The sequence below is a fragment of the Bradyrhizobium sp. UBA2491 genome (genome assembly GCF_002341725.1).
Lineage (GTDB): Bacteria > Pseudomonadota > Alphaproteobacteria > Rhizobiales > Xanthobacteraceae > Bradyrhizobium.
The window spans coordinates 60,167-81,222 of record NZ_DDOP01000065.1; the positions used below are offsets into that span (position 1 = coordinate 60,167).

Below are 21,056 nucleotides of genomic sequence, written 5' to 3' on the forward strand. Positions count from 1 at the left end.
TTGTCTCCGTTGCACAATGGCGCTACACCCCGAGCCGGCCGTGCCGGCGGAATGAGGGACGGGCGTCCTCCCCCTTTTGATGCCCGCTCGCCTGCCGGCGAATAGAACGATAGCTTGTTCCAAGAGCGATTCGACGAGGTTTTTGACAGCATGACCATCCGCCTGCATCGCGGCGACCTGCCCGATCTCTCGCGCTACACCGATTCCGTTGCGATCGACACCGAGACCATGGGGCTGCATCCGCATCGCGACCGGCTCTGCGTGGTGCAGATGTCGAACGGCGACGGCACCGCCGACGTGATCCAGATTCCGAAGGGTCACTCCGATGCGCCGAACCTGAAGGCGCTGCTCGCCAATCCTGCGATCACCAAGATCTTCCATTTCGCGCGCTTCGACGTCGCGGTGCTCTACAACACTTTCGGCGTGATGCCGGCGCCGGTCTATTGCACCAAGATCGCGTCGCGGCTGTCGCGCACCTATACCGACCGCCACGGCCTGAAGGATCTGGTGCGCGAGGTGCTGAACGTCGAATTGTCGAAGCAGCAGCAGTCGAGCGACTGGGGCGCGCAAAGCCTCAGCGAGGCCCAGCTCGCCTATGCCGCCTCCGACGTGCTGCACCTGCACGCGCTGCGCGACAAGCTGAACGTCATGCTGGCGCGCGAGGGACGCACCGAGCTGGCGCAGGCCTGCTTCGATTTCCTGCCGACGCGGGCCCGGCTGGACCTCGACGGCTGGGAGGCCGAGGACATCTTCGCCCATTCGTGATTTCGCCCGTTCATGATCGGGCGCGAATTCGTCGCGGCGGAACCGGTTCCGCCCCGTTTCGGCCAAACTGTTCACGCGTGGTCTCCCGCAGGGGCGCGACGCGAGGTCCGGGCTGCATAATTGGGCGGCTCCGGCTAGAATAGGGGCAATTTCGTGCCTCTGGAGCTCAGGTGAATTCGGTTCAGAATCCAGCCTATGTGACGGGCCTCGAGGCGCGCTTTGCCGCCGCCGCGCGGCACAGCCGCATGGTGCGGATCCTGCGCGTTGCGGTGCCGGCCGTGGTGGGAGTGGCGATGGCCTCGATCATCTTCGTCTCGGTCTACAATCCATTCCGCGAAATCATCCCCAAGCTGCCGGTCGAGATGGACAACCTCGTGGTGTCCGGCACCAAGATCACGATGGAATCGCCGCACATCGCCGGTTTCTCGACCGACGGGAGACCCTACGAGATGTGGGCCAAGGCGGCGATCCAGGACGTCACCGATCCTGATCATGTCGAACTCAAGACGATCCGCGCCAAGGTCGCGCAGCAGGATGAGTCGACCGTGACGATGGATGCGCGCACCGGCTTCTTCGACAACAAGAAGCAACTGCTCGACCTGCGCCAGGATATCTTCCTGCAATCGTCCACCGGCTATGAAGCCAGGCTGACGCAGGCCTTCGTCGACATCAACAAGGGCAATGTGTCGTCGGACGAGCATGTCGACGTCAAATTGCTCCAGGGCACGCTGACATCCGACAGGCTCCGAATCTACAACAGCGGCGAGCTCGTGCGGTTCGAAGGCAATGTCGTAATGTATCTCGACAAGCTCGGCGACAACAATGCGAGCCCGCCCGCCGAGGCCGCGCCACCACCACCTCCTCCGGCGCCGCCGAAGGCGCGCAAATCCGCCAACACGAAATGATTTCGATGATGAGACGCTTCCCGCACGGCATCGCAATTGCGGCCTTCCTGCTCGCGCTGTTCGCAGTGCATGCCGCGTTCGCGCAGGGCTCGATGTCCGGTGTTCCGAACGCCATGCAGGGCTTTTCGCAGAACCGTGACCAGCCGATCCAGATCGAGGCCGCCGCGCTCGAGATGCGCGACAAGAAGAAGGAGGCGACCTTCTCCGGCAATGTGAAGGTCGTGCAGGGCGACACCACCATGACCTCGAAGATCCTGGTGGTGTTCTACGAGGATAAATCGACCCAGACGCCCGCGCCTGCGCCGGCCGGCACCAAGGCGGCGGCCGCGGCCAAGGGCGCGCCGATGCAATCGGCCACGCCCGGCCCCGGCGGCGCATCCTCGATCAAGCGGCTCGAGGCCAAGGGCAATGTCGTGGTGACCCAGAAGGACCAGGTGGTCACCGGCGAGACCGCGATCTTCGACACCAAGACCAATCTGATCACGATGCTCGGCGGCGGTGGCGGCCAGGTGGTGCTGACCCAGTGCCAGAACGTGCTGCGCGGCGACCGCCTGCTGGTCGACATGACCACCGGCGTCTCGCGGGTCGAATCCGACAGCGGCAAGGTGCAGGGACTGTTCATCCAGTCCCAGGGCGGACAGAACGGCAAGGGCGGCTGCGGGACGCCGGCCACCCCTGGCGCCGCCCCGGCGGCGCCGTCGCCGCTTCAGCTCCTGCCGGGCAGCAAATCGAAATAGTGCGACCACTAAGCTTCACGTAAGGTCAAGCAAAATCAATTAGTTAGGTAGTATTTTGCGGCTGCGAGGTTGAAGCGCGGGAGGTGAGACTGTATCTACTGCTGCGGTTTGGCCGAACGATGCGTCTCCGAGAGGGAATCATGACGGCCGGGGCGGGGGCATCCACTCATCCAGGGCGCGGGTGACCGCGCTTTGCCGTATTATTCGAACATGATCTACGCCAACGCGTCCGCGTTTGTCGCGCGGGAAGGCCGGTATCCGGTTTTCCAGTTCATGTTCGCAGGTTGGCGTGCGAATCGATTGGTCCGCAGGCAAAGTCGCGGGATCACCGTGAAAGGTTGAAGCGAAGCGGGGATGGTGGATTTATTCGGCATGTTCCGGCGGCGCCCTGCGAAACGCAGCACCGGATTTGCGCGCGCGCATGACGACATCACGTCGCTCGGCGAGCCCTTCGGCGAGATGCTGGCGAGCCCGGTGCGCGACGCGCCGCCGATGGCGCGCGCCGCGCCCGTCCCCGGCGTCGAGCTGCAACGCTCGCAGCCGGCCGCTGCGACGGCACGCCCGCGGCCTGCCAAGGCTCCGTCGAGGAGCGGCGCTGCGGCCGCGCCACAGCTGATCAAGCGGCCGGGCTATCTGGCTGTGCATAGCGTGGAAAAGAGTTTTGGCAGCCGGCAGGTCGTGCGCGGCGTCAGCATCTATGTACGCCGCGGCGAGGCGGTCGGCCTGCTCGGGCCGAACGGCGCCGGCAAGACCACCGTGTTCTACATGATCACCGGGCTGATCAAGGCCGATCGCGGCGCGATCGAACTCGATGGCCACGACGTGACCAAGCTGCCGATGTACCAGCGTGCGCGCCTCGGCATCGGCTATCTGCCGCAGGAAGCCTCGATCTTCCGCGGCCTGACGGTCGAGCAGAACATCCGCGCGGTGCTCGAAGTGGTCGAGCCCTCGCGGAAGAAGCGCGAGCACGAACTCGACTCGCTGCTCGACGAGTTCAACATCACGCGGCTGCGCAAGAGCCCGTCGATCGCGTTGTCCGGCGGCGAGCGGCGCCGCGTCGAGATCGCGCGCGCGCTGGCGACGCGCCCGAATTACATGCTGCTCGACGAGCCGTTCGCCGGCATCGATCCGATCGCAGTGGGCGACATTCAGGACCTGGTCCGCCACCTCACCAACCGCGGCATCGGCGTGCTCATCACCGACCACAATGTCCGCGAGACGCTCGGCCTGACCGACCGTGCCTACATCGTCTATGCTGGTGAGATCTTGACCGAGGGAAGCCCGGAGGAGATCGTTAATGATCCCGATGTACGCCGGCTTTACCTTGGCGAGGAATTCCGCCTGTAGCGCTTTTTTCCTATCCGTCAAGCCGTGTACAAGGGCTTCAGACTAAGATAAGCAAGAATCGAGCCAACTTCTGGAATCGATCTTGCCTCCATGGCGCTGACGCAAAGACTAGAGTTCCGCCAGTCGCAGTCGCTGGTGATGACGCCGCAGCTGATGCAGGCGATCAAGCTGCTGCAACTGTCGAACCTGGACCTGTCCGCCTTCGTCGAGGAGGAGCTGGAGCGCAATCCGCTGCTCGAGCGCGCTGCCGACGGCCCGGAGCCGCCGGTGGCGGGCGAGCCGGCCATCGAGCGGTCCGACTACGGCGACTCCAGCAGCTACGGGGACGATGGTGACCACTCCGACATCGCCGCCGGTTCGAGCGGCGAGGCCGCGTTCGAGCCCGGCCAGGAGGAATGGCTGAATCGCGACCTCGGCACCCGCGCCGAGATCGAGCAGACGCTCGATTCCGGCCTTGAGAACGTGTTCTCCGAGGAGCCGGCGGAGGCCGCCGCGCGCGCCGCACAGGACGCGCCGCCGTCGGTCTACACCGAATGGGGCGGCGGCGCCTCCAGCGACGACGAATACAATCTCGAAGCCTTCGTGGCCGCCGAGCTGACGCTCGCCGACCATCTCGCCGAACAGCTCGCGGTGGCCTTCTCGGCGCCGGCGCAGCGCATGATCGGGCAGTACCTGATCGACCTGGTCGACGATGCCGGCTACCTGCCGGCCGATCTCGGCCAGGCCGCGGAGCGGCTCGGAGCGTCGCAGCAAGCGGTCGACGAGGTCGTCGCGGTGTTGCAGAAATTCGATCCGCCGGGCGTGTGCGCGCGAAACCTGAGCGAATGCCTGGCGATCCAGCTTCGCGAACTCGATCGCTACGACCCGGCGATGCAGGCGCTGGTCGAGCATCTCGATCTGCTCGCCAAGCGCGACATCGCAGGCTTGCGAAAGCTCTGTGGTGTCGACGACGAAGACATCACCGACATGATCGCGGAGATCCGAAGGCTCGATCCGAAGCCCGGTTTGAAGTTCGGCACTTCGCGGACGCAGACCATGGTGCCCGACGTCTATGTCCGTCCCGGTCCGGACGGCGGCTGGCATGTCGAGCTCAACAGCGACACTCTGCCGCGTGTGCTGGTCAACCAGACCTATTACGCTGAGCTGTCGAAGACGATTCGCAAGGACGGTGACAAGTCGTACTTCACCGACTGCCTGCAGAACGCGACCTGGCTGGTGCGCGCGCTCGATCAGCGCGCCCGCACCATCCTGAAGGTGGCGACCGAGATCGTCCGTCAGCAGGACGGCTTCTTCACCTATGGGGTCGCGCATCTGCGGCCGCTCAATCTGAAAGCGGTGGCGGACGCGATCCAGATGCACGAATCGACGGTGTCGCGCGTCACCGCCAACAAATACATGGCGACCAATCGCGGCAGTTTTGAATTGAAGTATTTTTTCACCGCGTCGATCGCGTCTGCCGACGGCGGCGAGGCGCATTCGGCCGAAGCCGTGCGTCACCACATCAAGCAGCTGATCGACGGCGAAGCGCCGTCAGCGATCCTGTCCGACGACACGATCGTGGAACGTTTGCGCGCGTCGGGCATTGATATTGCCCGCCGCACCGTCGCGAAGTACCGCGAAGCGATGCGGATACCATCTTCGGTGCAACGCCGCCGTGACAAACAAAGCATGCTTGGCAACGCGCTTTCGGCTCCCGCTTCCTCCTCCGACCGGTCGCGCGATACAGCTCCCGTTTAGGTTACTTTTTGAGCATGACCCCGTCCGAGTACGGACCGCTCCAAGCGCTCGTTGCGTTCGCGTCAAATCGCGATAGTCTCAGCCTTTCCTGATCAAGCGTCGTCCAGAAAGGAAGGTCACCGGAAACCCAGCAAGCATCCGCAGGAGTGATCGAGGCATCCAGCAATTGAGGCATCAAATGACCCTTCGAATCTCGGGAAAGAGCATCAGCATCGGCGAGGCGCTTCGGGCGCGCGTCAGCGACCGCACCGACGAGGTCCTGCGAAAGTATTTTGATGGCAACTATTCCGGTCACATCACGCTGAGCAAGGATGGCTTCGGCTTCCGCACCGACTGCGCGTTGCATCTGGATTCCGGCATCACGCTGGAAGCCGAATCCAACGCCGCCGACGCCTATGCCAGCGCCGATGCCGCGCTGCTGATGATCGAGAAGCGGCTGCGCCGCTACAAGAGCCGGCTCAAGGATCGCTCTGCGCGCAAGGCCTATGCCGCGAGCGCCGCGCTTGCCGAACTGAATGGCGTCGGGCTCGACGCGCCGAGCTACGTCATCGAGGCGCCCGAGAACGACGACGAGGTCACCGAATACAGCCCGGTGATCATTGCCGAGGCAACCACCGCGCTGAAGCGCTTGTCGGTCAGCGAAGCCGTCATGGAGCTCGATCTGTCCGGGGCCTCGTGCCTGGTGTTCCAGCATGGCGGCAGCGGCCGGGTGAACATCATTTACCGCCGGACGGACGGCAATGTCGGCTGGGTCGATCCACCCGCGGTGAGCCCTTGAGGATAGTTGCCAGATGGCATTGACGTTCGAAGCCAGCCCTGCTTATGGTCCGCCGCCTCCAGCAATAAGGGGGGCGGAACAGGGTTCGCAGGTGTTGGCACCGCCGATACGTTGGAGTAGAAGCCCTGCCAGCTGGACCCGGGCTAAGCCCGCATCCCACCTCATCTTCTTGACGCCGCCGCTGTAAAGCCTATTTCGCAACCTGACGGTCATTCACCTCGGAACGTCCCAATGCCGATTACTGATTTGGTCGCACCCGAGGCGATTCTCCCGGCTTTGAAAGTCATCAGCAAGAAGCAGGCGTTGCAGGAACTTGCCGCGCGCGCTTCCGCGCTCACCGGGCAGAACGAACGCGCGATCTTCGAAGTGCTGCTGCAACGCGAGAAGCTCGGCACCACGGCGGTCGGCTATGGCGTCGCCATCCCGCACGGCAAGCTGCCGAAGCTGGAGAAGCTGTTCGGCTTCTTCGCCCGCCTGGAGCGCCCGATCGATTTCGAGGCAATGGACGGCCAGCCGGTCGATCTGATCTTCCTGCTGCTGGCGCCCGAAGGCGCCGGCGCCGACCACCTCAAGGCGCTGGCGCGGATCGCCCGCCTGCTGCGCGACCAGGACGTCGCCAAGAAGTTGCGCGCCTCGCGCGACGCGCAGGCGATCTACTCGGTGCTCGCGCTGCCGCCGGCGAGCGCGGCATAATCACTCAGCGCGCACGACGCTCATTCGCGCAACTGTCATCAGGACATAGTCTGTTCGTCACGCGATGACGCATGCCGATGCGCTTCATCCGCGCTACGAAGCTTTCGTATCGCTTCAGCAGATCGTCGGCAGCAGGCGGCGGACTTCGACGAGCAGATCGGAGACCGCTTTCTCGTCGCCGGCGAGGTGCCTGAGCAACGCGCTTTGGAACAGGCCGTCGAACAGCGCGTAGAGCGCGGCTGGAGATGACGCCGGCTGTTTGTTGCCGAGCTCGGCGTAGCGCGTGGCGATGCGCCAGATCATCGCTTCCAGGCTCTTGTCGATCTCGAGCACGTCCTTGCGAAACGCCGGCTCGAACATCGCCTGCGAGCGCAGATCGTACCAGAGCCGGTGCATGCGCGCTTCGTTCTCGAGCGTCGCCGCGAGCTTGGCGAGGAAGCCTTCGGTCAGTTCGGCGCGGCTACGCGCCGTCGTCACCACTTCGTCATAGCGCGTCACGCACTTTGCCTTGTAGTGCCGCACGCAGCAGCAGATCAGATCGAGCTTGTCGCTGAAATAATAGTGAAACACGCCGTGCGTGAACGCGGAGTTCTGCGCGATCTCGCGCAGGCTGGTGCGCGCGAAGCCGAGCTCGCCAAGCGTCTCCAGTGCGGCCTCCGCAAGCTCGACGCGCCGGGCGTTGAACTTCTCGTCGCGCAGCGCCTCGGCCGCTACCGCCACGCGTTGGGCCGCTCCTGTCGCATGCCGCGCCATCCGGTGCCTTTCCTCGGTCTCTTCCCTGAACATCTTTATACCGCGCGGACCGCGGCGCACTCCATCCCTTCACATCATCATCCTTGACACTTGTCAAATTCGGACTTGACAAGTGTCAAGTTCCTGGACGAGGGTTGGTCAAATAATTTGGACAACCGTCAAGACGGCTGACCAATCGACAAACAGGAGGAAATGCACCGCCCGGGGCGCGCCATGCCGCGCCCCGCCGATGCCGGCCGCGACCATCCATGCGCTCAGAATGCGCAAGCCCGCCGGCCCGCACTGCCGATCTCCGCAGCACCAGAAATCAGCAAGCAAAGGCAAGCAAAGGGAGGACTACGTCATGAGTGGGAAGAGCCTTGAAGGCAGGAAAGCCCTGATCACCGGCGGCGCCCGGGGGATTGGCGCGGCGATCGCACAGGCACTGGCGCGCTCCGGTGCCGCGATCATGATCGGCGATATTCTCGATGATGCGGGCAAGGCCAGCGCCGCCGAGATCGCCAAGGCCGGGGTGAAGACCGGCTTCGTCAAGCTCGACGTCACCGACGACGCGCAATGGGAGCGGGCCGCCGCCGTCACCGTCGAGACCCTCGGCGGCTTCGACATCCTGATCAACAATGCCGGCATCGAGATCACCTCGCTGGTCGCCGACATCAAGGCCGAGGACGCGCGCCGCATGTGCGAGGTCAACATCGTCGGCACCGTGCTCGGCATGAAGCACGCGTTCCGTGCGATGCGGCCGGGCGGAGCCGCAGGCAAGGGCGGTGCCGTCGTCAACATCGCCTCGGTGGCGGCGACGATCGCGTTCCCGAGCATCGCGGTCTACTCCGGCACCAAGTCCGCGGTCGATCGCATGACCCGCGTCGGCGCGATGGAGGCCGGCAAGCTCGGCTACGGCGTGCGCGTCAACTGCATCTATCCCGGCCTGATCCCGACCGACATGGGCATGCAACTCGCCAATGACATCGTGAAGATCGGCCTTGCGCCCGACATCAACGCCGCGGTCGGCTCGGTGGTGGAGCAGACGCCGCTCGGCAAGCTCGCCGAGGTCTCCGACATCGCCGACGCCGCGGTGTTCCTGTGCTCGAACGATGCCCGCTTCATCACCGGCATCGGCCTGCCGGTCGACGGCGGCATGGGCATGTAGCAACAGCGCCGACAACAAACATTTCGGAGGATCGCAATGAGCGAGAAGAAACCCGTCATCGTCTATGGCGCGTCCGGCTATACCGGCCGGCTGGTCTGCGAATATCTGCGCGAGTACAACATCCCCTTCATCGCCGCCGGCCGCAGCGCCGAGAAGCTCAACGCCGCGATGAAGTCGAACGTGGCCGGCATCGAGACCGCCGACTACGAGGTGGTGACGGTGCCGCACACCGTGGCCGCGCTGACTGAACTGTTCAAGGGCGCCTCGGTGGTGCTCAACACCGTGGGCCCGTTCGCCAAGTTCGGCGTCGAGGTGGTGCAGGCTTGCCTCGCTGCCAAGTGCCACTACACCGACACGACCGGCGAACAGGACTGGCTGATCACGCTAGAGCAAGAGTTCGGCACCAAGTTCGGCAATGCCGGCCTGCTGCTGGCGCCGGGCATCGCGCAGATGTACACGACAGGCGAAATCGCCGCGCAGCTCTGTCTGGAAACGCCCGGCCTCGACACGCTCGATATCGCCGTGTTCTGGGGCGGCAGCCCGACCATCGCCTCGACGCAGACCATCCTGGTCAACGCCGCGATGGGCAAAGCCTACTATCTGGAGCAGAACAAGTACGTCGAGCATCAGCCCGATGCCGGCCTCTACAACCTCGTCATCCCCGGCCAGCATGAACTGGCGCTGGCGCTGCCCTGGGGCGGCACCTCGCATCCGGTGTGGTTCAAGCGCGATCCGCGGGTCGCCAACGTGAAGGTGCTGGGCGGCGTGTTCAACCGTGCGCTGATGCTGGGCGTGCCGCAGATCGTCGCCGCAGCGCTCGACGCAACCAAGGACATGAAGCCCGACGAGCGCTATGCCGCGCTGGTGCAGACCGCCGCCAGCGTGATGAACACCATGCCGCCGCGCGAGAACCCGCGCGTCAACAAGTCGATGGATTCGGTGTATGCCTCCGGCCCCCTGGGGCGCGCGCACTGCGTCATCAATGGCAACAGCAACTACAAGCAGACCGGCTTGCTTCAGGCCTATGCTGCCGCGCATCTGGTGCAGCAGCCGCCCAAGCGCGTCGGCTTCGCCTCCGGTTGCCAGGCGTTCGGCCATCACGAACTGCTCGGGCAATTGCGCAGCTTCGGCCTGGTCAGCAAGCCGGTGCTGACCGTGCAAGATTGAGCTCGAGCCCCGATCGGATCGGGGCTCGGCCCTTCGTTCCCTGAAGCGTTTTCGTCAAGCGGACCGGTGTCCGCTTGCTCGAAAACGCACGATCCGCGGGTGACGCAGTCGCGCGTCACCCGTCTCCCTCCCGCGAGGTCAGCCATGCGCTTCATCGATTACCTCGACAAGGGTGCTTCACTCGGCCCCGACGCGCCGTGTCTCACGATGGACGGCCGCGACCTCAGCTACGGCGAGGTACAAGGGCTGAGCTACCGGATCGCGCGCGGGCTCGAACGGTCCGCCATCGCTCCCGGCGAGAAGGTCGCGATCCTGTCCGGCAACGATCCGATCGCGTTCGCCTGCGTGTTCGGCATCTCGCGCGCCGCCGCCGTGTGGTGCCCGATCAATCCGCGCAACGAGGCGACCGAGAACAAGTTCATCCTCGACCAGTTCGATTGCAGCCTGCTGCTGTTTCATTCCAGCTTTGCGCCGATGGTCGAGGCCGTCAGGCGGGATCTGCCCAAGCTGCGCACGCTGGTCTGCCTCGATACCGAGCTGCCGTTCGCGCCGTCATTCGATCATTGGCTCGGCGGTCTCGCCGACGATCCCTACCAGCGCGACACGATCGACGACCTCGCGATGATCCCCGGCACCGGCGGCACCACCGGCAAGCCCAAGGGCGTGATGCTGTCGGGGCGCAACATCGAGGCGATGACCGCGCTGACCCTGATGGGCTACCCGTTCAAGGGCCGCCCGGTCTATCTCGCGCTGGCGCCGCTGACCCATGCCGCCGGTGTGCTGTGTTTTCCGATCATGACGCTCGGTGGCCGCGTCGTGATCATGCACCATCCCGACATCGAAGAGTTCCTCGCCCTGATCGCCTACCACCGCGTCACGCACACGTTCCTGCCGCCGACCGTGATCTACATGCTGCTCGATCATCCCGGCCTCGATCGCGCCAGTCTCGGTTCGCTGCAATGCTTCTGGTATGGCGCCGCGCCGATCTCGGCGACGCGGCTCGCGGAAGCGTTGAAGCGGATCGGGCCGATGGCGCAGCTGTTCGGTCAGACCGAGGCGCCGATGATGATCTCGATGATGCCGCCTGCCGATCACTACAATGCCGACGGCACGATCGCGATGGAGCGGCTGTCTTCCGCCGGGCGGATCGGCCCGCTGGTGCAGGCCGGCATCATGGATGGCGACGGCAAGCTGCTGCCTGCGGGATCGCGCGGCGAGATCGTGGTGCGGGGCTCGCTGGTCATGGACGGCTACTACAAGAACCCGGAGGCGACGCGCGAGGCCTCGGTGCATGGCTGGCACCACACCGGCGATATCGGCTACATCGACGGTGACGGCTATCTCTATATCGTCGACCGCGCCAAGGACATGATCATCACCGGCGGCTTCAACGTCTATTCGATCGAGGTCGAGAATGCGTTGCGTGCCCATGAGGCGGTGCAGGATTGCGCCGTGATCGGGTTGCCCGACGACAAATGGGGCGAGCGCATCGTCGCCGTCGTGCAGCCGCGCGCGGGCCAAACCGTCGATGCGACGGCGCTTGCGGCCTTCGTCAAGCAACAGATCGGCAGCATCAAGACGCCGAAGCAGATCGAGGTCTGGAACGATCTGCCGCGTTCCAAGGTCGGCAAGGTGCTGAAGCCCGACATCCGCGCGCGGCTGGCCTGAACGTGTATTGACAACCCGCCGCTGAGGCCAGAAGACGGTCGTGCGCAACAATGCGCGTGCGAACCAGGGATGGTTGATGTCCCGCGATTTTCGCCTTGATCGAGTTCCCATCGACGTTCTCGCCTACGAGCTTGCCGAGGAGCGGGCGAGCGCGCTCGGACGCATGGGCCGGGCGCTGGAACAGGCGCTCGCCAGGCTGCGCGAATTCGATGCCGATCAACCGCGCGCCGAGGCGCCTGCGCAACAGGCGCGCCGTGTCCTGGTGCGAGAGGCCGGTCATGCGCTCTGGATGTTCGTGGTGCAGCGTGAGGCGTGCGGGCTGCGCAACACTCGCTCGCTGATGCGCGACTACAGCGTTCCCGGCGAGGTGCAGCTCAGCATGAGCCCGATGCTCCCCGCATTGAAGCCTGATTGAAGGTTTGTGAGCCATTTCGGCCAGCGGTTGCTGGCGGCCTAGAGCTTGATCCGGAAAGATCATGCGCAAACAAGATGCGAGAGCGCGATGACGATTCAACCTGACCTCATCGTGCTCTAGCTGCGAGACCCGCCTTCGAGCGGCGGTGGAACGGCCCGCGCGTTTGCCAACGCCACTTTCGCTCCGACGAGAAAGCCGACGATCACAACTGGCAGGAACGCAGTGGGCAGCAGGACATAAACGCCCTGCCGTCCTTGCAGCGCCGGAACCAGTCCGTTCGCCACCCAGGACGCGTACGGCACCAGCACCCCCAGCGAAAGCAGGCCTCCCAGGAGCGCATAACTGAGCGTGGATGCCTCGATGCGATGCCTGCTGAGCGCGATGATGACGCCGACCAGGCCGAACAGAACGCCGCCGACGAGGCCGCCCATGATGGTGACGGCGGGCACGAACATCACCAGCAACATGATCAAGCTGCCGGCGCCCGACCTACTCGACCAGGTCAGGGTGAGAAGGAGGGCCACGACAAGCGCGGCCAACCCACCGAAGCAGAGACCCCAGCTGGACGATCGACTGATCATGAGCATCGTGCACCGCAGGCAACGGATCAGCGAGGTTACCGCGGACTTCGTTAATGGATCGGCCGAAGCGCAATTGTGGCGCACCGCCTGGTCGCCATAAAAAATGCGCGGGCCGCCTCGGTGTCGAGGCATGCCCGCGCATCTGAACTCGCGGATGTCGCGTCAGCAGCGTGTCAGTGGACGCTGACGGCCTGCAACTCGTTGCTCCAGGCGTTGGCGATCGCGGCTTCGCGGCTGTCAGTCAGCATGATCGGCGTGCCGTCGGCGGCATGCAATGCGAACAGCTTGAGGCCCGGCGCGATCTTCGGCGCCTGCGGAAAGAGGTCGGGCACGTCCTCGGAACGGACCTGCTTCACATAGGCGATATGACCCTCACCCAGATGGGCCAGCGCTTCCGGCGTCACGCTGTCGGATTGGAAGATGATGTTTGCTTCACTCATGGTCTCGACTCCTCAGTCAGACAAGCGGTCGAGTCCGCTCCTTGTTGCTATTATTCGTGCTCATTGATAGCGATTGTCTTAATGACCCGTTCAGGTTCCGGCCTGGCCAGGTCGATCGACAACAACCCGTTCTTCAGATCCGCGCCCAGCACCTGCATCCCCTCCGCCAGCACGAAGGTGCGCTGGAAGTGGCGCGCGGCGATGCCGCGATGGATGTATTGCCGAGCCTTGTCGTCCTGCTGGCGGCCGCGGATGACGAGCTGATTTTCCTCAATCGTTACATCGAGTTGGTCGCGGGTGAAGCCCGCTACCGCCAACGTGATGCGAAGTCGCTCAGGCTGGCCGTTGGACCGGTCGCACCGTTCGATGTTGTAGGGAGGATAGCCGTCAGCGCCCTTCACGACGCGGTCGAGCGCACGCTCGATCTCGTCGAATCCCAGAAGGAACGGACTGGACAACGATGGAACACGAGACATTACAAAGTCCTCTCGAAGCGACTTTGAGGGGCCCTTGCGGCGCCCCATGCAACCGGCGGGCCGTCTGGCCTCCGGTCAGTGAGGGATATGGGGGCGATCTGGATAGCGTTCAAGCAGCCCCGAAACCAGCCTAAACGCCCGCAACATGGGAGCAAAATCTTCCTGATCGGTTACCCCGCGACCCGCTTGCGGCCGTCGGCGGTAAATAGATGCAGTTTGTCGCGCGGCGCGACCGCCCGGATCCGCTCGCCGATGGCAGGGCCGGTGGCGCCGGGAACCCGGACGATGACCTCCCCCGGCGGCAGTTCGCCTGGATTGGCGGCAATGCCCTGTTCCGCGCGCTGGCGGCTGCCATAGACGAAGGTCTCGGCGCCGACATGCTCGATCGCCTCGACGGTCAGGCCAAGCGCGACGCCGTCCGGTACGGCCTCGCTGGAGATCACGAAATCCTCCGGCCGGATACCGACGATACCGGCACCATCGGCACCCGTGATCTGGGACGTCAGCTCGTCCGAACGCAGCGGCATCAGGTTCATCGGCGGGGCGCCGATGAAGGAGGCGACGAAGGTGGTCGCCGGCTTCTGGTAGATCTCCAGCGGATTGCCGATCTGCTCGACCTGGCCGCCATTCATCACCACCAGGATGTCGGCCAGCGTCATCGCCTCGAGCTGGTCGTGGGTGACGTAGATCGAGGTGGTGTTGAGCCGGCGTTGCAGCTTGCGGATCTCGACCCGCATCGCGATGCGCAGCTTGGCGTCGAGGTTCGACAGCGGCTCGTCGAACAGGAACACTTTCGGCTGGCGCACGATGGCGCGGCCCATCGCGACGCGCTGGCGCTGGCCGCCGGAAAGCTGCCGCGGCTTGCGCTCCAGCATCGGCGACAGCTCGAGCACGCGCGCGGCTTCCTCGACCCGGGTCTTGATCTCGGCCTCGGCCATGCCGCGGTTGCGCAGGCCGTAGGCCATGTTGTTGTAGACGCTCATATGCGGATAGAGCGCATAGTTCTGGAACACCATCGCGATGTCGCGATCGGCGGGCTCGACCTGGTTGACGACGCGGCCGCCGATGTCGATCTCGCCGCCGGTGATGGTCTCGAGCCCGGCGACCATGCGCAGCAGCGTGGACTTGCCGCAGCCGGAAGGGCCGACCAGCACGCAGAACTGGCCGTCGCCGACGTCGACATCGACGCCCTTGATGGCCTCGAAGCCGCCGGGATAGGTCTTGCGGACGCTGCGCAGCGTGACGTTGGCCATTACTTTTCCGTCTCCACCAATCCGCGCACGAACAGTTTCTGCATCACGACGACGACGAACACCGGCGGCAGCATCGCGAGCAGCGCGGTCGCCATCACGATCGGCCATTCGGTCAGCGCATCGGTCGTGGTGATCATCTTGCGGATGCCGACCTGGATGGTCTGCATGTCGTCGCGCGTGGTGATCAACAGCGGCCAGAGATATTGATTCCAGCCGAGAATGAACAGGATCACGAACAGCGCGGCCATGTTGGTGCGCGACAGCGGCAATAGCGTATCCCAGAAGAAGCGGAACGGGCCCGCGCCGTCGATCCGCGAGGCCTCCAGCAATTCATCCGGCACCGTCATGAAGAACTGCCGGAACAAGAGCGTTGCGGTGGCGGAGGCGATCAGCGGCAGCGACAGGCCGGCGTAACTATCGAGCAGATGCAGGTCGGCGACGATCTTGTAGGTCGGATAGATGCGCACCTCGACCGGCAGCATCAGGGTGATGAAGATGATCCAGAAGATCGCCATCCGGAACGGAAACCGGAAATACACGATCGCATAGGCCGAGATGATCGAGATCGCGATTTTGCCGACCGCGATCAAGAGCGCCATGATCAGCGAATTCAGCATCATGTTGAGCACCGGCTCGCGGGTCGATCCGCTCGTGCCGACGAACAGCGTCTGGTAGTAGGTCTCGAAGAAATGGCCGCCGGGCAACAGCGACATCTGGCCGTTGGCGATGACGGCATTGTCCTGGGTCGAGGCGACGATCGCCAGATAGACCGGGAAGGCGACGATCACGATCCCGATCCACAGGATGATGTGAGCCAGATAGCGCTGGAAGCCCTCTTCCTCGACCATCAGTAGGTCACCTTGCGTTCGACGAAGCGGAACTGGATTCCAGTCAGCACGATCACGATCACCATCAGGATGACCGATTGCGCCGCCGACGAGCCGAGATTGCCGCCGATCAGGCCGTCCGAATAGACCTTGTAGACCAGCGTTTCGGTCGACTTGCCGGGGCCGCCGCGGGTCATCGTGTCGATGATGCCGAAGGTGTCGAAGAAGGCGTAGACGATGTTGATGACCAGCAGGAAGAAGATGGTCGGCGACAGCAGCGGGAAGATCACGGTCCAGAACCGCCGCATCGGGCGGGCGCCGTCGATCGCGGCGGCCTCGATCACGCTCCTCGGGATGCTCTGGAGGCCGGCGAGGAAGAACAGGAAATTGTAGGAGATCTGCTTCCAAGCCGCGGCGAGGATGATCAGCGTCGCGGCCTGGTCGCCGTTGAGCAACGGATTCCAGTCAACGCCCATGGCGCGCAGATAGCGCGACAGCACGCCGAGCGAGGGATGCAGCATGAACACCCAGAGCACGCCGACCACGGGCGGCGCCACCGCATAGGGCCAGATCAGCAGCGTGCGGTACAGCGTCGAGCCGCGCAGCGGCTTGTCGGCCATGACGGCGAGCAGAAGTGCGAACGACAGCGACGACACCGCGATCGCGAACGAGAACGCGAAGGTCCTGACGATCGTGGCGAAATAGGCCGGGTCCTTGAACAGCTCGAGATAGTTCTCGAACCAGACGAAGCTGGTGGACAGGCCGAAAGCGTCTTGCAGCAGGAAGGACTGGATCACCGCCTGCGCGGCCGGCCAGTAGAAAAAGATCAGGACGATCGCGAGTTGCGGGGCAACCAGCGCGTAAGGCAACAGCTTTGATTGGAAAATCGCTTGCTTTTGCATGGTCTCTAAGAAAGTGGCAGGCCGCTCGTCGCGGCCTGCCGGTTGATGACATCAAACCATCATGTCAGCGGACGGCGGTCTTTTCAAACTGCCGCAGCATCTGGTTGCTGCGCTCGACGGCCGAGTCCAGCGCCTGCTTGGCAGTCTTCTTGCCGGCCAGCGCCTGCTCGATTTCCTCCGACCACACGTCGCGCAGCTGCACCATGTTGCCGAGGCGCAGACCGCGGGAATTCTCGGTCGGCGGCTTGTTGGTGAGCTCGAGCAGCGGGGTCTCGAGATAGGGCTGGTCCTTGTAGAAGCCCTCTTCCTTGGCCTTGGCGTAGGCCGCCTTGGTGATCGGCAGGTAGCCCGAGGCCTTGTGGATCCAGACCTGGCGGTCGGTGTCCGACAGGAACGTCAGGAACTTGGCCACGCCCTTGTATTCCTCGGCCGACTTGCCGCCCATCACCCACAGCGAGGCGCCGCCGATGATCGAGTTCTGCGGCGCACCCTTGACGTCTGGATAGTACGGCATCGGCGCAGCGGTGAAGTTGAACTTGGCCTGCGCCTTGACGTTGCCGAAGAAGGCCGACGAGGTCAGGTAGATCGGGCACTCGCCCGAGGTGAAGCGGCCTTCGCCGGTGTTGGTGCGGCCGGCATAGTCGTAGGTCTTGTCCTTTTGCAGCTCGACCAGGTTCTCGAGATGCTTGACCTGTAGCGGGCCGTTGAATTCGAGCACGGTGTCGAAGCCGTCGAGGCCGTTGGCCTTGCTGGCGAGCGGCACGTTGTGCCAGGCCGAGAGCTGCTCGAGATTGACCCAGGTGACCCACGAGCCGGAGAAGCCGCAGGTGGTGTAGCCGGCCGCCTTCAGCTTCTTGGCGTCCTCGAACACCTGCGGCCAGGTCTTCGGGATCTCGGCGATGTTGGCCTTCTTCAGCGCGTCGAGATTGACCCACATCACGGTCGACGACGAGTTGAAGGGGAACGACAGCATCTCGCCCTTCGAGGTCGAGTAGTAGCCGGTGATCGCGGGTAGATAGACGCTCGGATCGAACTTCTCGCCGGCGTCGGCCATCAGCTTGTAGACCGGTTTGACGGCGCCGGTGGCGGCCATCATGGTCGCGGTGCCGACTTCGAACACCTGCATGATGGCCGGCGCGTTGCCGGCGCGGAACGCGGCGATGCCGGCATTCATGGTGTCGGCGTAGCCGCCCTTGTAGGTCGGGATCACCTTGTAGTCGGACTGCGAGGCGTTGAAGTCGTTGGCCAGCTTGACGATGACGTCATTGTTGGCGCCGGTCATCGCGTGCCACCACTGGATCTCGGTCACCGCAAATGCAGGCGACGCGAATGCAAGCGTAGCAGCGGCTACCGCAGCAGCGCCAAGTCGTCGGAAAATCATCAAAGCCCCTCCCGGTTGGAACAACATCTTTCGTTGCGCGCGTTATCAGCGCCGGATGACGTTCAAATGACCGTATAAACGAAAGCCATCGTAGGGGGGAAGCCGCGACAAAGGGAAGCGGTAAAAAAGGCGGAGATTGCCGCCGGCGCCTCGCGGTGCAACGCCGAACGCGACGTTGCACCGCAGGGTGATGTGATCACGCCGGTTCGATACGAACCGACGCTCTCTCATTCTGACGCGTTTTCTTGACGCGAACCGGTGCCCACTTCGCTCGAAAACGCTTTTAGCGCTTGCGCTGGGGACCGCAGACCACGCCCTTGTCGACCAGGCCGTTGATCTCATCCCTAGAGTAGCCGAACTCGCCCAGCACCTCCGCTGCGTGCTGACTGAACTTCGGCGGCGTGCGGCGCAGGTTCGGCTTGGTGCGTTCGAGCCGGATCGGCGAGGCGACGCCCTTGTACCAATCCTTCTCGATGACGTCGCCGCGATGGATGGTGTGCGGGTTGGTCAGCGCCTGGTCGATCTTCTGCACCGGGCCGGCCGGAAGGCCGGCGGCGAGCAGCCGGTTGCACAGCGGCTCGGCCTCGTGCTGGCTGAACACCGCGGCAAGCTCGACGCGCAGCGCATCGCGGTTGGCGATGCGATCCTTGTTGCGGGCAAAGCGTGGATCGGTGCCGAGCTCGGGCTTGCCGATCTCCTTCGCCAGCTTGCGGAAGGTGCCGTCATTGCCGACGCCGATGAAGATGTTGTCGGTCTTGGTCGGGAAGATCGCGTAAGGCACGAGGTTCGGATGCTCGTTGCCGGTCAGCGACGGCGGCTTGCCATGCATGAAATAGTTCGCGGTGTGCGGATGCATGATCGCAAGCCCGGTTTCGTACAGCGTGGTCTCGAGGAACTGGCCGAGCCCGGAGCGCTGCCGCTCCGACAATGCCATCAGGATGCCGATCGCCGCATAGAGGCCGGTGGTGATGTCGACCAGCGGCACGCCGATCCGCATCGGGCCGCTCTCCGGCGAGCCGGTGGCCGCGATCATGCCGGTCATCGCCTGGATGATCGCGTCATAGCCGGGATTGCCGCCGCGCGGGCCGTCGGCGCCGAAGCCGGAGATCCGGCAATGCACCAGGCGCGGAAATTTTTCGCGTAACACGTCGTTGCCGATGCCCCATTTGTCGAGCGTGCCCGGCTTGAAATTCTCGATCAGCACGTCGGCGGTCTCGAGCATCTTCATCAGCACCGCGCGTCCGCCTTCGGAGGCGAGGTCGAGGCCGATCGAGCGCTTGTTGCGGTTGATGCCGACGAAATAGGCCGCATCTTCTTCATGGAACGGAGGGCCCCAGTCGCGCACCTCGTCGCCGGCGGGCGGCTCGACCTTGATCACGTCGGCGCCGTGGTCGGCGAGGATCTGGGTGCAATACGGACCGCCGAGCACGCGCGTCAGATCGATCACGCGCAGGCCGGTCATCGCGCCCGTAGCCGCAGGGGTATTCATGGAAACAACCTTCGCTCAGTTGGGATCGGAAATACGAGGATCCCAGAGCTAGCGGTCTTCAGCCGGGGCAGCAATGCTTCCCTCGGCGCAGGCCCATGCAGCAGGCGGCGCGCGTTCGCTCAACGAATCGCAAGACGCGAACTGGCATCTCGAATGCAAACAAATAGTCCGCCACGCGGGAAGGCGTGGCGGACCATTGGCGAGAACTGAATTAGACGACGGTCAGCTTGACGTCGACATTGCCGCGGGTCGCGTTGGAATAGGGGCACACCTGGTGGGCCTTCTCGACCAGCGCCTCGGCGTCGGCGCGGGACAGGCCGGGCAGCGAAACGGCGAGGTCGACGGCAAGGCCGAAGCCACCTTCCGAGCGCGGGCCGATTCCGACCGTCGAGGTCACCGCGGCGTCGGCGGGAACCTTGGGGCCGCCCTGCGAGGCCACGAACTTCATGGCGCCGATGAAGCAGGCGGCATAGCCGGCCGCGAACAGCTGCTCCGGATTGTTGCCGGCGCCACCGCCGCCGCCGAGCTCCTTCGGGGTGGTGAGCTTGACGTCGAGCGCGCCGTCGAGCGTTGCCGCATGGCCGTCGCGGCCGCCGGTTGCCTTGGCGCTGGTCTTGTAGAGCACGTTCACTGACATGGTCGTCTCTCCCTCGGGTTTGAATTCGACGATCGATCTATCGCATACAATTGAATTGTACACAATGCAAAATGCGCAGCCTCACATTTAATTGTTCGCAATTGAATTCGCGGTCCCGCGAGCCCAGAATGACCCGGAAACGGGATGGATTCGATCGGAATCATGGTCAGGAAACAGACGGCGGCCGATCAGGCGCTGCGGCTCGACAACCAGATCTGCTTTGCGGTCTATTCGACCGCGCACGCCTTCAACCGCGTCTACAAGCCGCTGCTCGACCGGCTCGGGCTGACCTATCCGCAGTATCTGGTGATGCTGGCGCTGTGGGAGCGCGACGACGTGCCGGTGAAGGACCTCGGCGAGCGCCTGTTCCTGGATTCCGGCACCCTGACGCCACTGCTGAAGCGGCTGGAGGCGGCGGCGTTGATCAAGCGGACCCGCAGCACCGCGGACGAGCGGGTGGTGCTGATCGCGCTGACCGCGCAGGGCCACGCGCTGCGCGAGAAAGCCAAGGCCGTCCCGCAATCGATCCTGGCGGCGTCGGACTGCTCGGTCGGGGAATTGCTGGCGATGAAGGACGAGATCGTCGCGCTGCGCGACCGGCTGAACGCGGTGCTGGGGGAGTAGCGGCGGCGACGGTTAGAGGCGCTTCTTGGCGAAGGCGCGGCCGGAGTGGGATTTAAGGTACTTTTCGAACGCGAGAGCTTTGTATTTGTCCGGAAAGGCGCAGTACCAGACGAGCTGCCACGGTTTGAATTTCGAGGTGTGCCTGGATTTCCCGGCGTTGTGTTCGGGAATCCGCCGCTTCAGGTCCTCGGTGGCGCCGATGTATTCCTGATCAGGGAAGTCGATGCTGCGGATGATGTAGACGTACCACATTCGTGTCCAAGAATAGCCGGAGTACCGACCAGTCCGTCTTCGCCCTTCGGGCTACGCCGGACACCACGCTTCGCCCTTCGGG

At 64.1% G+C, this 21,056-nt stretch carries 23 protein-coding genes; 12 read left to right on the forward strand and 11 right to left on the reverse strand.

Translation table 11 applies throughout. From position 1 onward, the window contains the following. The first annotated feature begins 150 nt into the window (after nt 1-150). The 7 genes from B2W55_RS21510 to ptsN all read left to right on the forward strand — a co-directional run bounded on the left by B2W55_RS21510 (nt 151) and on the right by ptsN (nt 6,962). A complete protein-coding gene (locus B2W55_RS21510) occupies nt 151-765 on the forward strand; it encodes a ribonuclease D (protein WP_024584304.1) in 615 nt (204 codons plus the stop codon). A gap of 170 nt (nt 766-935) precedes the next feature. Then, a complete protein-coding gene (lptC, locus tag B2W55_RS21515; protein WP_024584305.1) occupies nt 936-1,670 on the forward strand; it encodes an LPS export ABC transporter periplasmic protein LptC in 735 nt (244 codons plus the stop codon). Nucleotides 1,671-1,675: 5 nt separating this feature from the next. Next, nucleotides 1,676-2,407 carry an LptA/OstA family protein gene (locus B2W55_RS21520; RefSeq protein WP_024584306.1) on the forward strand — a complete coding sequence of 244 codons (732 nt, stop codon included), beginning with the start codon at nt 1,676-1,678 and terminating at the stop codon, nt 2,405-2,407. A 354-nt stretch (nt 2,408-2,761) separates the two neighbouring features. Then, nucleotides 2,762-3,754 carry an LPS export ABC transporter ATP-binding protein gene (lptB, locus tag B2W55_RS21525; RefSeq protein WP_024584307.1) on the forward strand — a complete coding sequence of 331 codons (993 nt, stop codon included), beginning with the start codon at nt 2,762-2,764 and terminating at the stop codon, nt 3,752-3,754. A gap of 90 nt (nt 3,755-3,844) precedes the next feature. After that, nucleotides 3,845-5,491 (forward strand): RNA polymerase factor sigma-54, encoded by a 1,647-nt coding sequence (rpoN, locus tag B2W55_RS21530; RefSeq protein ID WP_024584308.1) that lies wholly within the window; start codon nt 3,845-3,847, stop codon nt 5,489-5,491. Between the two features lie 178 nt (nt 5,492-5,669). Next, nucleotides 5,670-6,269, forward strand: a complete 600-nt coding sequence (gene hpf / locus B2W55_RS21535; RefSeq protein ID WP_024584309.1) for a ribosome hibernation-promoting factor, HPF/YfiA family — start codon at nt 5,670-5,672, stop codon at nt 6,267-6,269. Between the two features lie 231 nt (nt 6,270-6,500). Continuing rightward, nucleotides 6,501-6,962 (forward strand): PTS IIA-like nitrogen regulatory protein PtsN, encoded by a 462-nt coding sequence (ptsN, locus tag B2W55_RS21540; protein WP_016843543.1) that lies wholly within the window; start codon nt 6,501-6,503, stop codon nt 6,960-6,962. 114 nt (nt 6,963-7,076) lie between these two features. Here the strand turns inward: ptsN and B2W55_RS21545 are convergent, their stop codons facing one another. After that, the gene (locus B2W55_RS21545; protein WP_291532282.1) at nt 7,077-7,775 is read right to left on the reverse strand and encodes a TetR/AcrR family transcriptional regulator; all 699 of its coding nucleotides are present in this window, start codon (nt 7,773-7,775) and stop codon (nt 7,077-7,079) included. A gap of 283 nt (nt 7,776-8,058) precedes the next feature. Between B2W55_RS21545 and B2W55_RS21550 the strand changes: the two genes are divergently transcribed. From B2W55_RS21550 to B2W55_RS21565, 4 genes are all read left to right on the forward strand, one after another. Further along, nucleotides 8,059-8,862, forward strand: a complete 804-nt coding sequence (locus tag B2W55_RS21550; RefSeq protein WP_024584311.1) for an SDR family NAD(P)-dependent oxidoreductase — start codon at nt 8,059-8,061, stop codon at nt 8,860-8,862. A 36-nt stretch (nt 8,863-8,898) separates the two neighbouring features. After that, on the forward strand, nt 8,899-10,029 hold the full coding sequence (locus B2W55_RS21555) for a DUF5938 domain-containing protein (protein WP_024584312.1): 1,131 nt from the start codon (nt 8,899-8,901) through the stop codon (nt 10,027-10,029). Between the two features lie 144 nt (nt 10,030-10,173). Continuing rightward, on the forward strand, nt 10,174-11,697 hold the full coding sequence (locus tag B2W55_RS21560; protein ID WP_024584313.1) for an AMP-binding protein: 1,524 nt from the start codon (nt 10,174-10,176) through the stop codon (nt 11,695-11,697). Between the two features lie 76 nt (nt 11,698-11,773). After that, nucleotides 11,774-12,112, forward strand: coding sequence for a DUF6665 family protein (locus tag B2W55_RS21565; RefSeq protein WP_024584314.1), 339 nt, complete (start codon nt 11,774-11,776; stop codon nt 12,110-12,112). 116 nt (nt 12,113-12,228) lie between these two features. Here the strand turns inward: B2W55_RS21565 and B2W55_RS21570 are convergent, their stop codons facing one another. From B2W55_RS21570 to B2W55_RS21610, 9 genes are all read right to left on the reverse strand, one after another. Continuing rightward, complete coding sequence (locus B2W55_RS21570) at nt 12,229-12,585, reverse strand: hypothetical protein (protein WP_145987125.1); 357 nt, start codon at nt 12,583-12,585, stop codon at nt 12,229-12,231. A gap of 281 nt (nt 12,586-12,866) precedes the next feature. Continuing rightward, nucleotides 12,867-13,133 carry a DUF1150 family protein gene (locus B2W55_RS21575; protein ID WP_024584317.1) on the reverse strand — a complete coding sequence of 89 codons (267 nt, stop codon included), beginning with the start codon at nt 13,131-13,133 and terminating at the stop codon, nt 12,867-12,869. Nucleotides 13,134-13,183: 50 nt separating this feature from the next. Continuing rightward, complete coding sequence (locus B2W55_RS21580; protein WP_024584318.1) at nt 13,184-13,609, reverse strand: Hsp20 family protein; 426 nt, start codon at nt 13,607-13,609, stop codon at nt 13,184-13,186. 170 nt (nt 13,610-13,779) lie between these two features. Continuing rightward, a complete protein-coding gene (locus B2W55_RS21585; RefSeq protein WP_024584319.1) occupies nt 13,780-14,862 on the reverse strand; it encodes a sn-glycerol-3-phosphate import ATP-binding protein UgpC in 1,083 nt (360 codons plus the stop codon). Beyond that, nucleotides 14,862-15,710, reverse strand: coding sequence for a sn-glycerol-3-phosphate ABC transporter permease UgpE (gene ugpE, locus B2W55_RS21590; protein WP_024584320.1), 849 nt, complete (start codon nt 15,708-15,710; stop codon nt 14,862-14,864). Before ugpE ends, B2W55_RS21585 begins: the two co-directional genes overlap by 1 nt. After that, complete coding sequence (ugpA, locus tag B2W55_RS21595) at nt 15,710-16,591, reverse strand: sn-glycerol-3-phosphate ABC transporter permease UgpA (RefSeq protein ID WP_024584321.1); 882 nt, start codon at nt 16,589-16,591, stop codon at nt 15,710-15,712. Before ugpA ends, ugpE begins: the two co-directional genes overlap by 1 nt. Nucleotides 16,592-16,655: 64 nt before the next feature. After that, the gene (gene ugpB / locus B2W55_RS21600) at nt 16,656-17,972 is read right to left on the reverse strand and encodes a sn-glycerol-3-phosphate ABC transporter substrate-binding protein UgpB (RefSeq protein WP_024584322.1); all 1,317 of its coding nucleotides are present in this window, start codon (nt 17,970-17,972) and stop codon (nt 16,656-16,658) included. Between the two features lie 283 nt (nt 17,973-18,255). Continuing rightward, on the reverse strand, nt 18,256-19,461 hold the full coding sequence (locus B2W55_RS21605) for a CaiB/BaiF CoA transferase family protein (protein WP_024584323.1): 1,206 nt from the start codon (nt 19,459-19,461) through the stop codon (nt 18,256-18,258). Between the two features lie 211 nt (nt 19,462-19,672). Then, a complete protein-coding gene (locus B2W55_RS21610) occupies nt 19,673-20,098 on the reverse strand; it encodes an organic hydroperoxide resistance protein (protein ID WP_024584324.1) in 426 nt (141 codons plus the stop codon). A 162-nt stretch (nt 20,099-20,260) separates the two neighbouring features. Between B2W55_RS21610 and B2W55_RS21615 the strand changes: the two genes are divergently transcribed. Further along, on the forward strand, nt 20,261-20,722 hold the full coding sequence (locus tag B2W55_RS21615; RefSeq protein ID WP_024584325.1) for a MarR family winged helix-turn-helix transcriptional regulator: 462 nt from the start codon (nt 20,261-20,263) through the stop codon (nt 20,720-20,722). A gap of 12 nt (nt 20,723-20,734) precedes the next feature. Here B2W55_RS21615 and B2W55_RS21620 read toward each other — a convergent pair whose 3' ends face one another. Then, complete coding sequence (locus tag B2W55_RS21620) at nt 20,735-20,974, reverse strand: GIY-YIG nuclease family protein (protein ID WP_024584326.1); 240 nt, start codon at nt 20,972-20,974, stop codon at nt 20,735-20,737. Nucleotides 20,975-21,056: the final 82 nt, after the last annotated feature.

What these genes read in the sequence shown, in the direction of transcription:
- B2W55_RS21510 (WP_024584304.1), top strand. Translation starts at nt 151, where the DNA reads ATGACCATCCGCCTGCATCGCGGCGACCTGCCCGATCTCTCGCGCTAC.
- B2W55_RS21520 (WP_024584306.1), top strand. Translation starts at nt 1,676, where the DNA reads ATGATGAGACGCTTCCCGCACGGCATCGCAATTGCGGCCTTCCTGCTC.
- lptB (WP_024584307.1), top strand. Translation starts at nt 2,762, where the DNA reads ATGGTGGATTTATTCGGCATGTTCCGGCGGCGCCCTGCGAAACGCAGC.
- rpoN (WP_024584308.1), top strand. Translation starts at nt 3,845, where the DNA reads ATGGCGCTGACGCAAAGACTAGAGTTCCGCCAGTCGCAGTCGCTGGTG.
- hpf (WP_024584309.1), top strand. Translation starts at nt 5,670, where the DNA reads ATGACCCTTCGAATCTCGGGAAAGAGCATCAGCATCGGCGAGGCGCTT.
- ptsN (WP_016843543.1), top strand. Translation starts at nt 6,501, where the DNA reads ATGCCGATTACTGATTTGGTCGCACCCGAGGCGATTCTCCCGGCTTTG.
- B2W55_RS21550 (WP_024584311.1), top strand. Translation starts at nt 8,059, where the DNA reads ATGAGTGGGAAGAGCCTTGAAGGCAGGAAAGCCCTGATCACCGGCGGC.
- B2W55_RS21555 (WP_024584312.1), top strand. Translation starts at nt 8,899, where the DNA reads ATGAGCGAGAAGAAACCCGTCATCGTCTATGGCGCGTCCGGCTATACC.
- B2W55_RS21560 (WP_024584313.1), top strand. Translation starts at nt 10,174, where the DNA reads ATGCGCTTCATCGATTACCTCGACAAGGGTGCTTCACTCGGCCCCGAC.
- B2W55_RS21565 (WP_024584314.1), top strand. Translation starts at nt 11,774, where the DNA reads ATGTCCCGCGATTTTCGCCTTGATCGAGTTCCCATCGACGTTCTCGCC.
- B2W55_RS21575 (WP_024584317.1), bottom strand. Translation starts at nt 13,133, where the DNA reads ATGAGTGAAGCAAACATCATCTTCCAATCCGACAGCGTGACGCCGGAA.
- B2W55_RS21580 (WP_024584318.1), bottom strand. Translation starts at nt 13,609, where the DNA reads ATGTCTCGTGTTCCATCGTTGTCCAGTCCGTTCCTTCTGGGATTCGAC.
- B2W55_RS21585 (WP_024584319.1), bottom strand. Translation starts at nt 14,862, where the DNA reads ATGGCCAACGTCACGCTGCGCAGCGTCCGCAAGACCTATCCCGGCGGC.
- ugpE (WP_024584320.1), bottom strand. Translation starts at nt 15,710, where the DNA reads ATGGTCGAGGAAGAGGGCTTCCAGCGCTATCTGGCTCACATCATCCTG.
- ugpA (WP_024584321.1), bottom strand. Translation starts at nt 16,591, where the DNA reads ATGCAAAAGCAAGCGATTTTCCAATCAAAGCTGTTGCCTTACGCGCTG.
- ugpB (WP_024584322.1), bottom strand. Translation starts at nt 17,972, where the DNA reads ATGATTTTCCGACGACTTGGCGCTGCTGCGGTAGCCGCTGCTACGCTT.
- B2W55_RS21605 (WP_024584323.1), bottom strand. Translation starts at nt 19,461, where the DNA reads ATGAATACCCCTGCGGCTACGGGCGCGATGACCGGCCTGCGCGTGATC.
- B2W55_RS21610 (WP_024584324.1), bottom strand. Translation starts at nt 20,098, where the DNA reads ATGTCAGTGAACGTGCTCTACAAGACCAGCGCCAAGGCAACCGGCGGC.
- B2W55_RS21615 (WP_024584325.1), top strand. Translation starts at nt 20,261, where the DNA reads ATGGTCAGGAAACAGACGGCGGCCGATCAGGCGCTGCGGCTCGACAAC.
- B2W55_RS21620 (WP_024584326.1), bottom strand. Translation starts at nt 20,974, where the DNA reads ATGTGGTACGTCTACATCATCCGCAGCATCGACTTCCCTGATCAGGAA.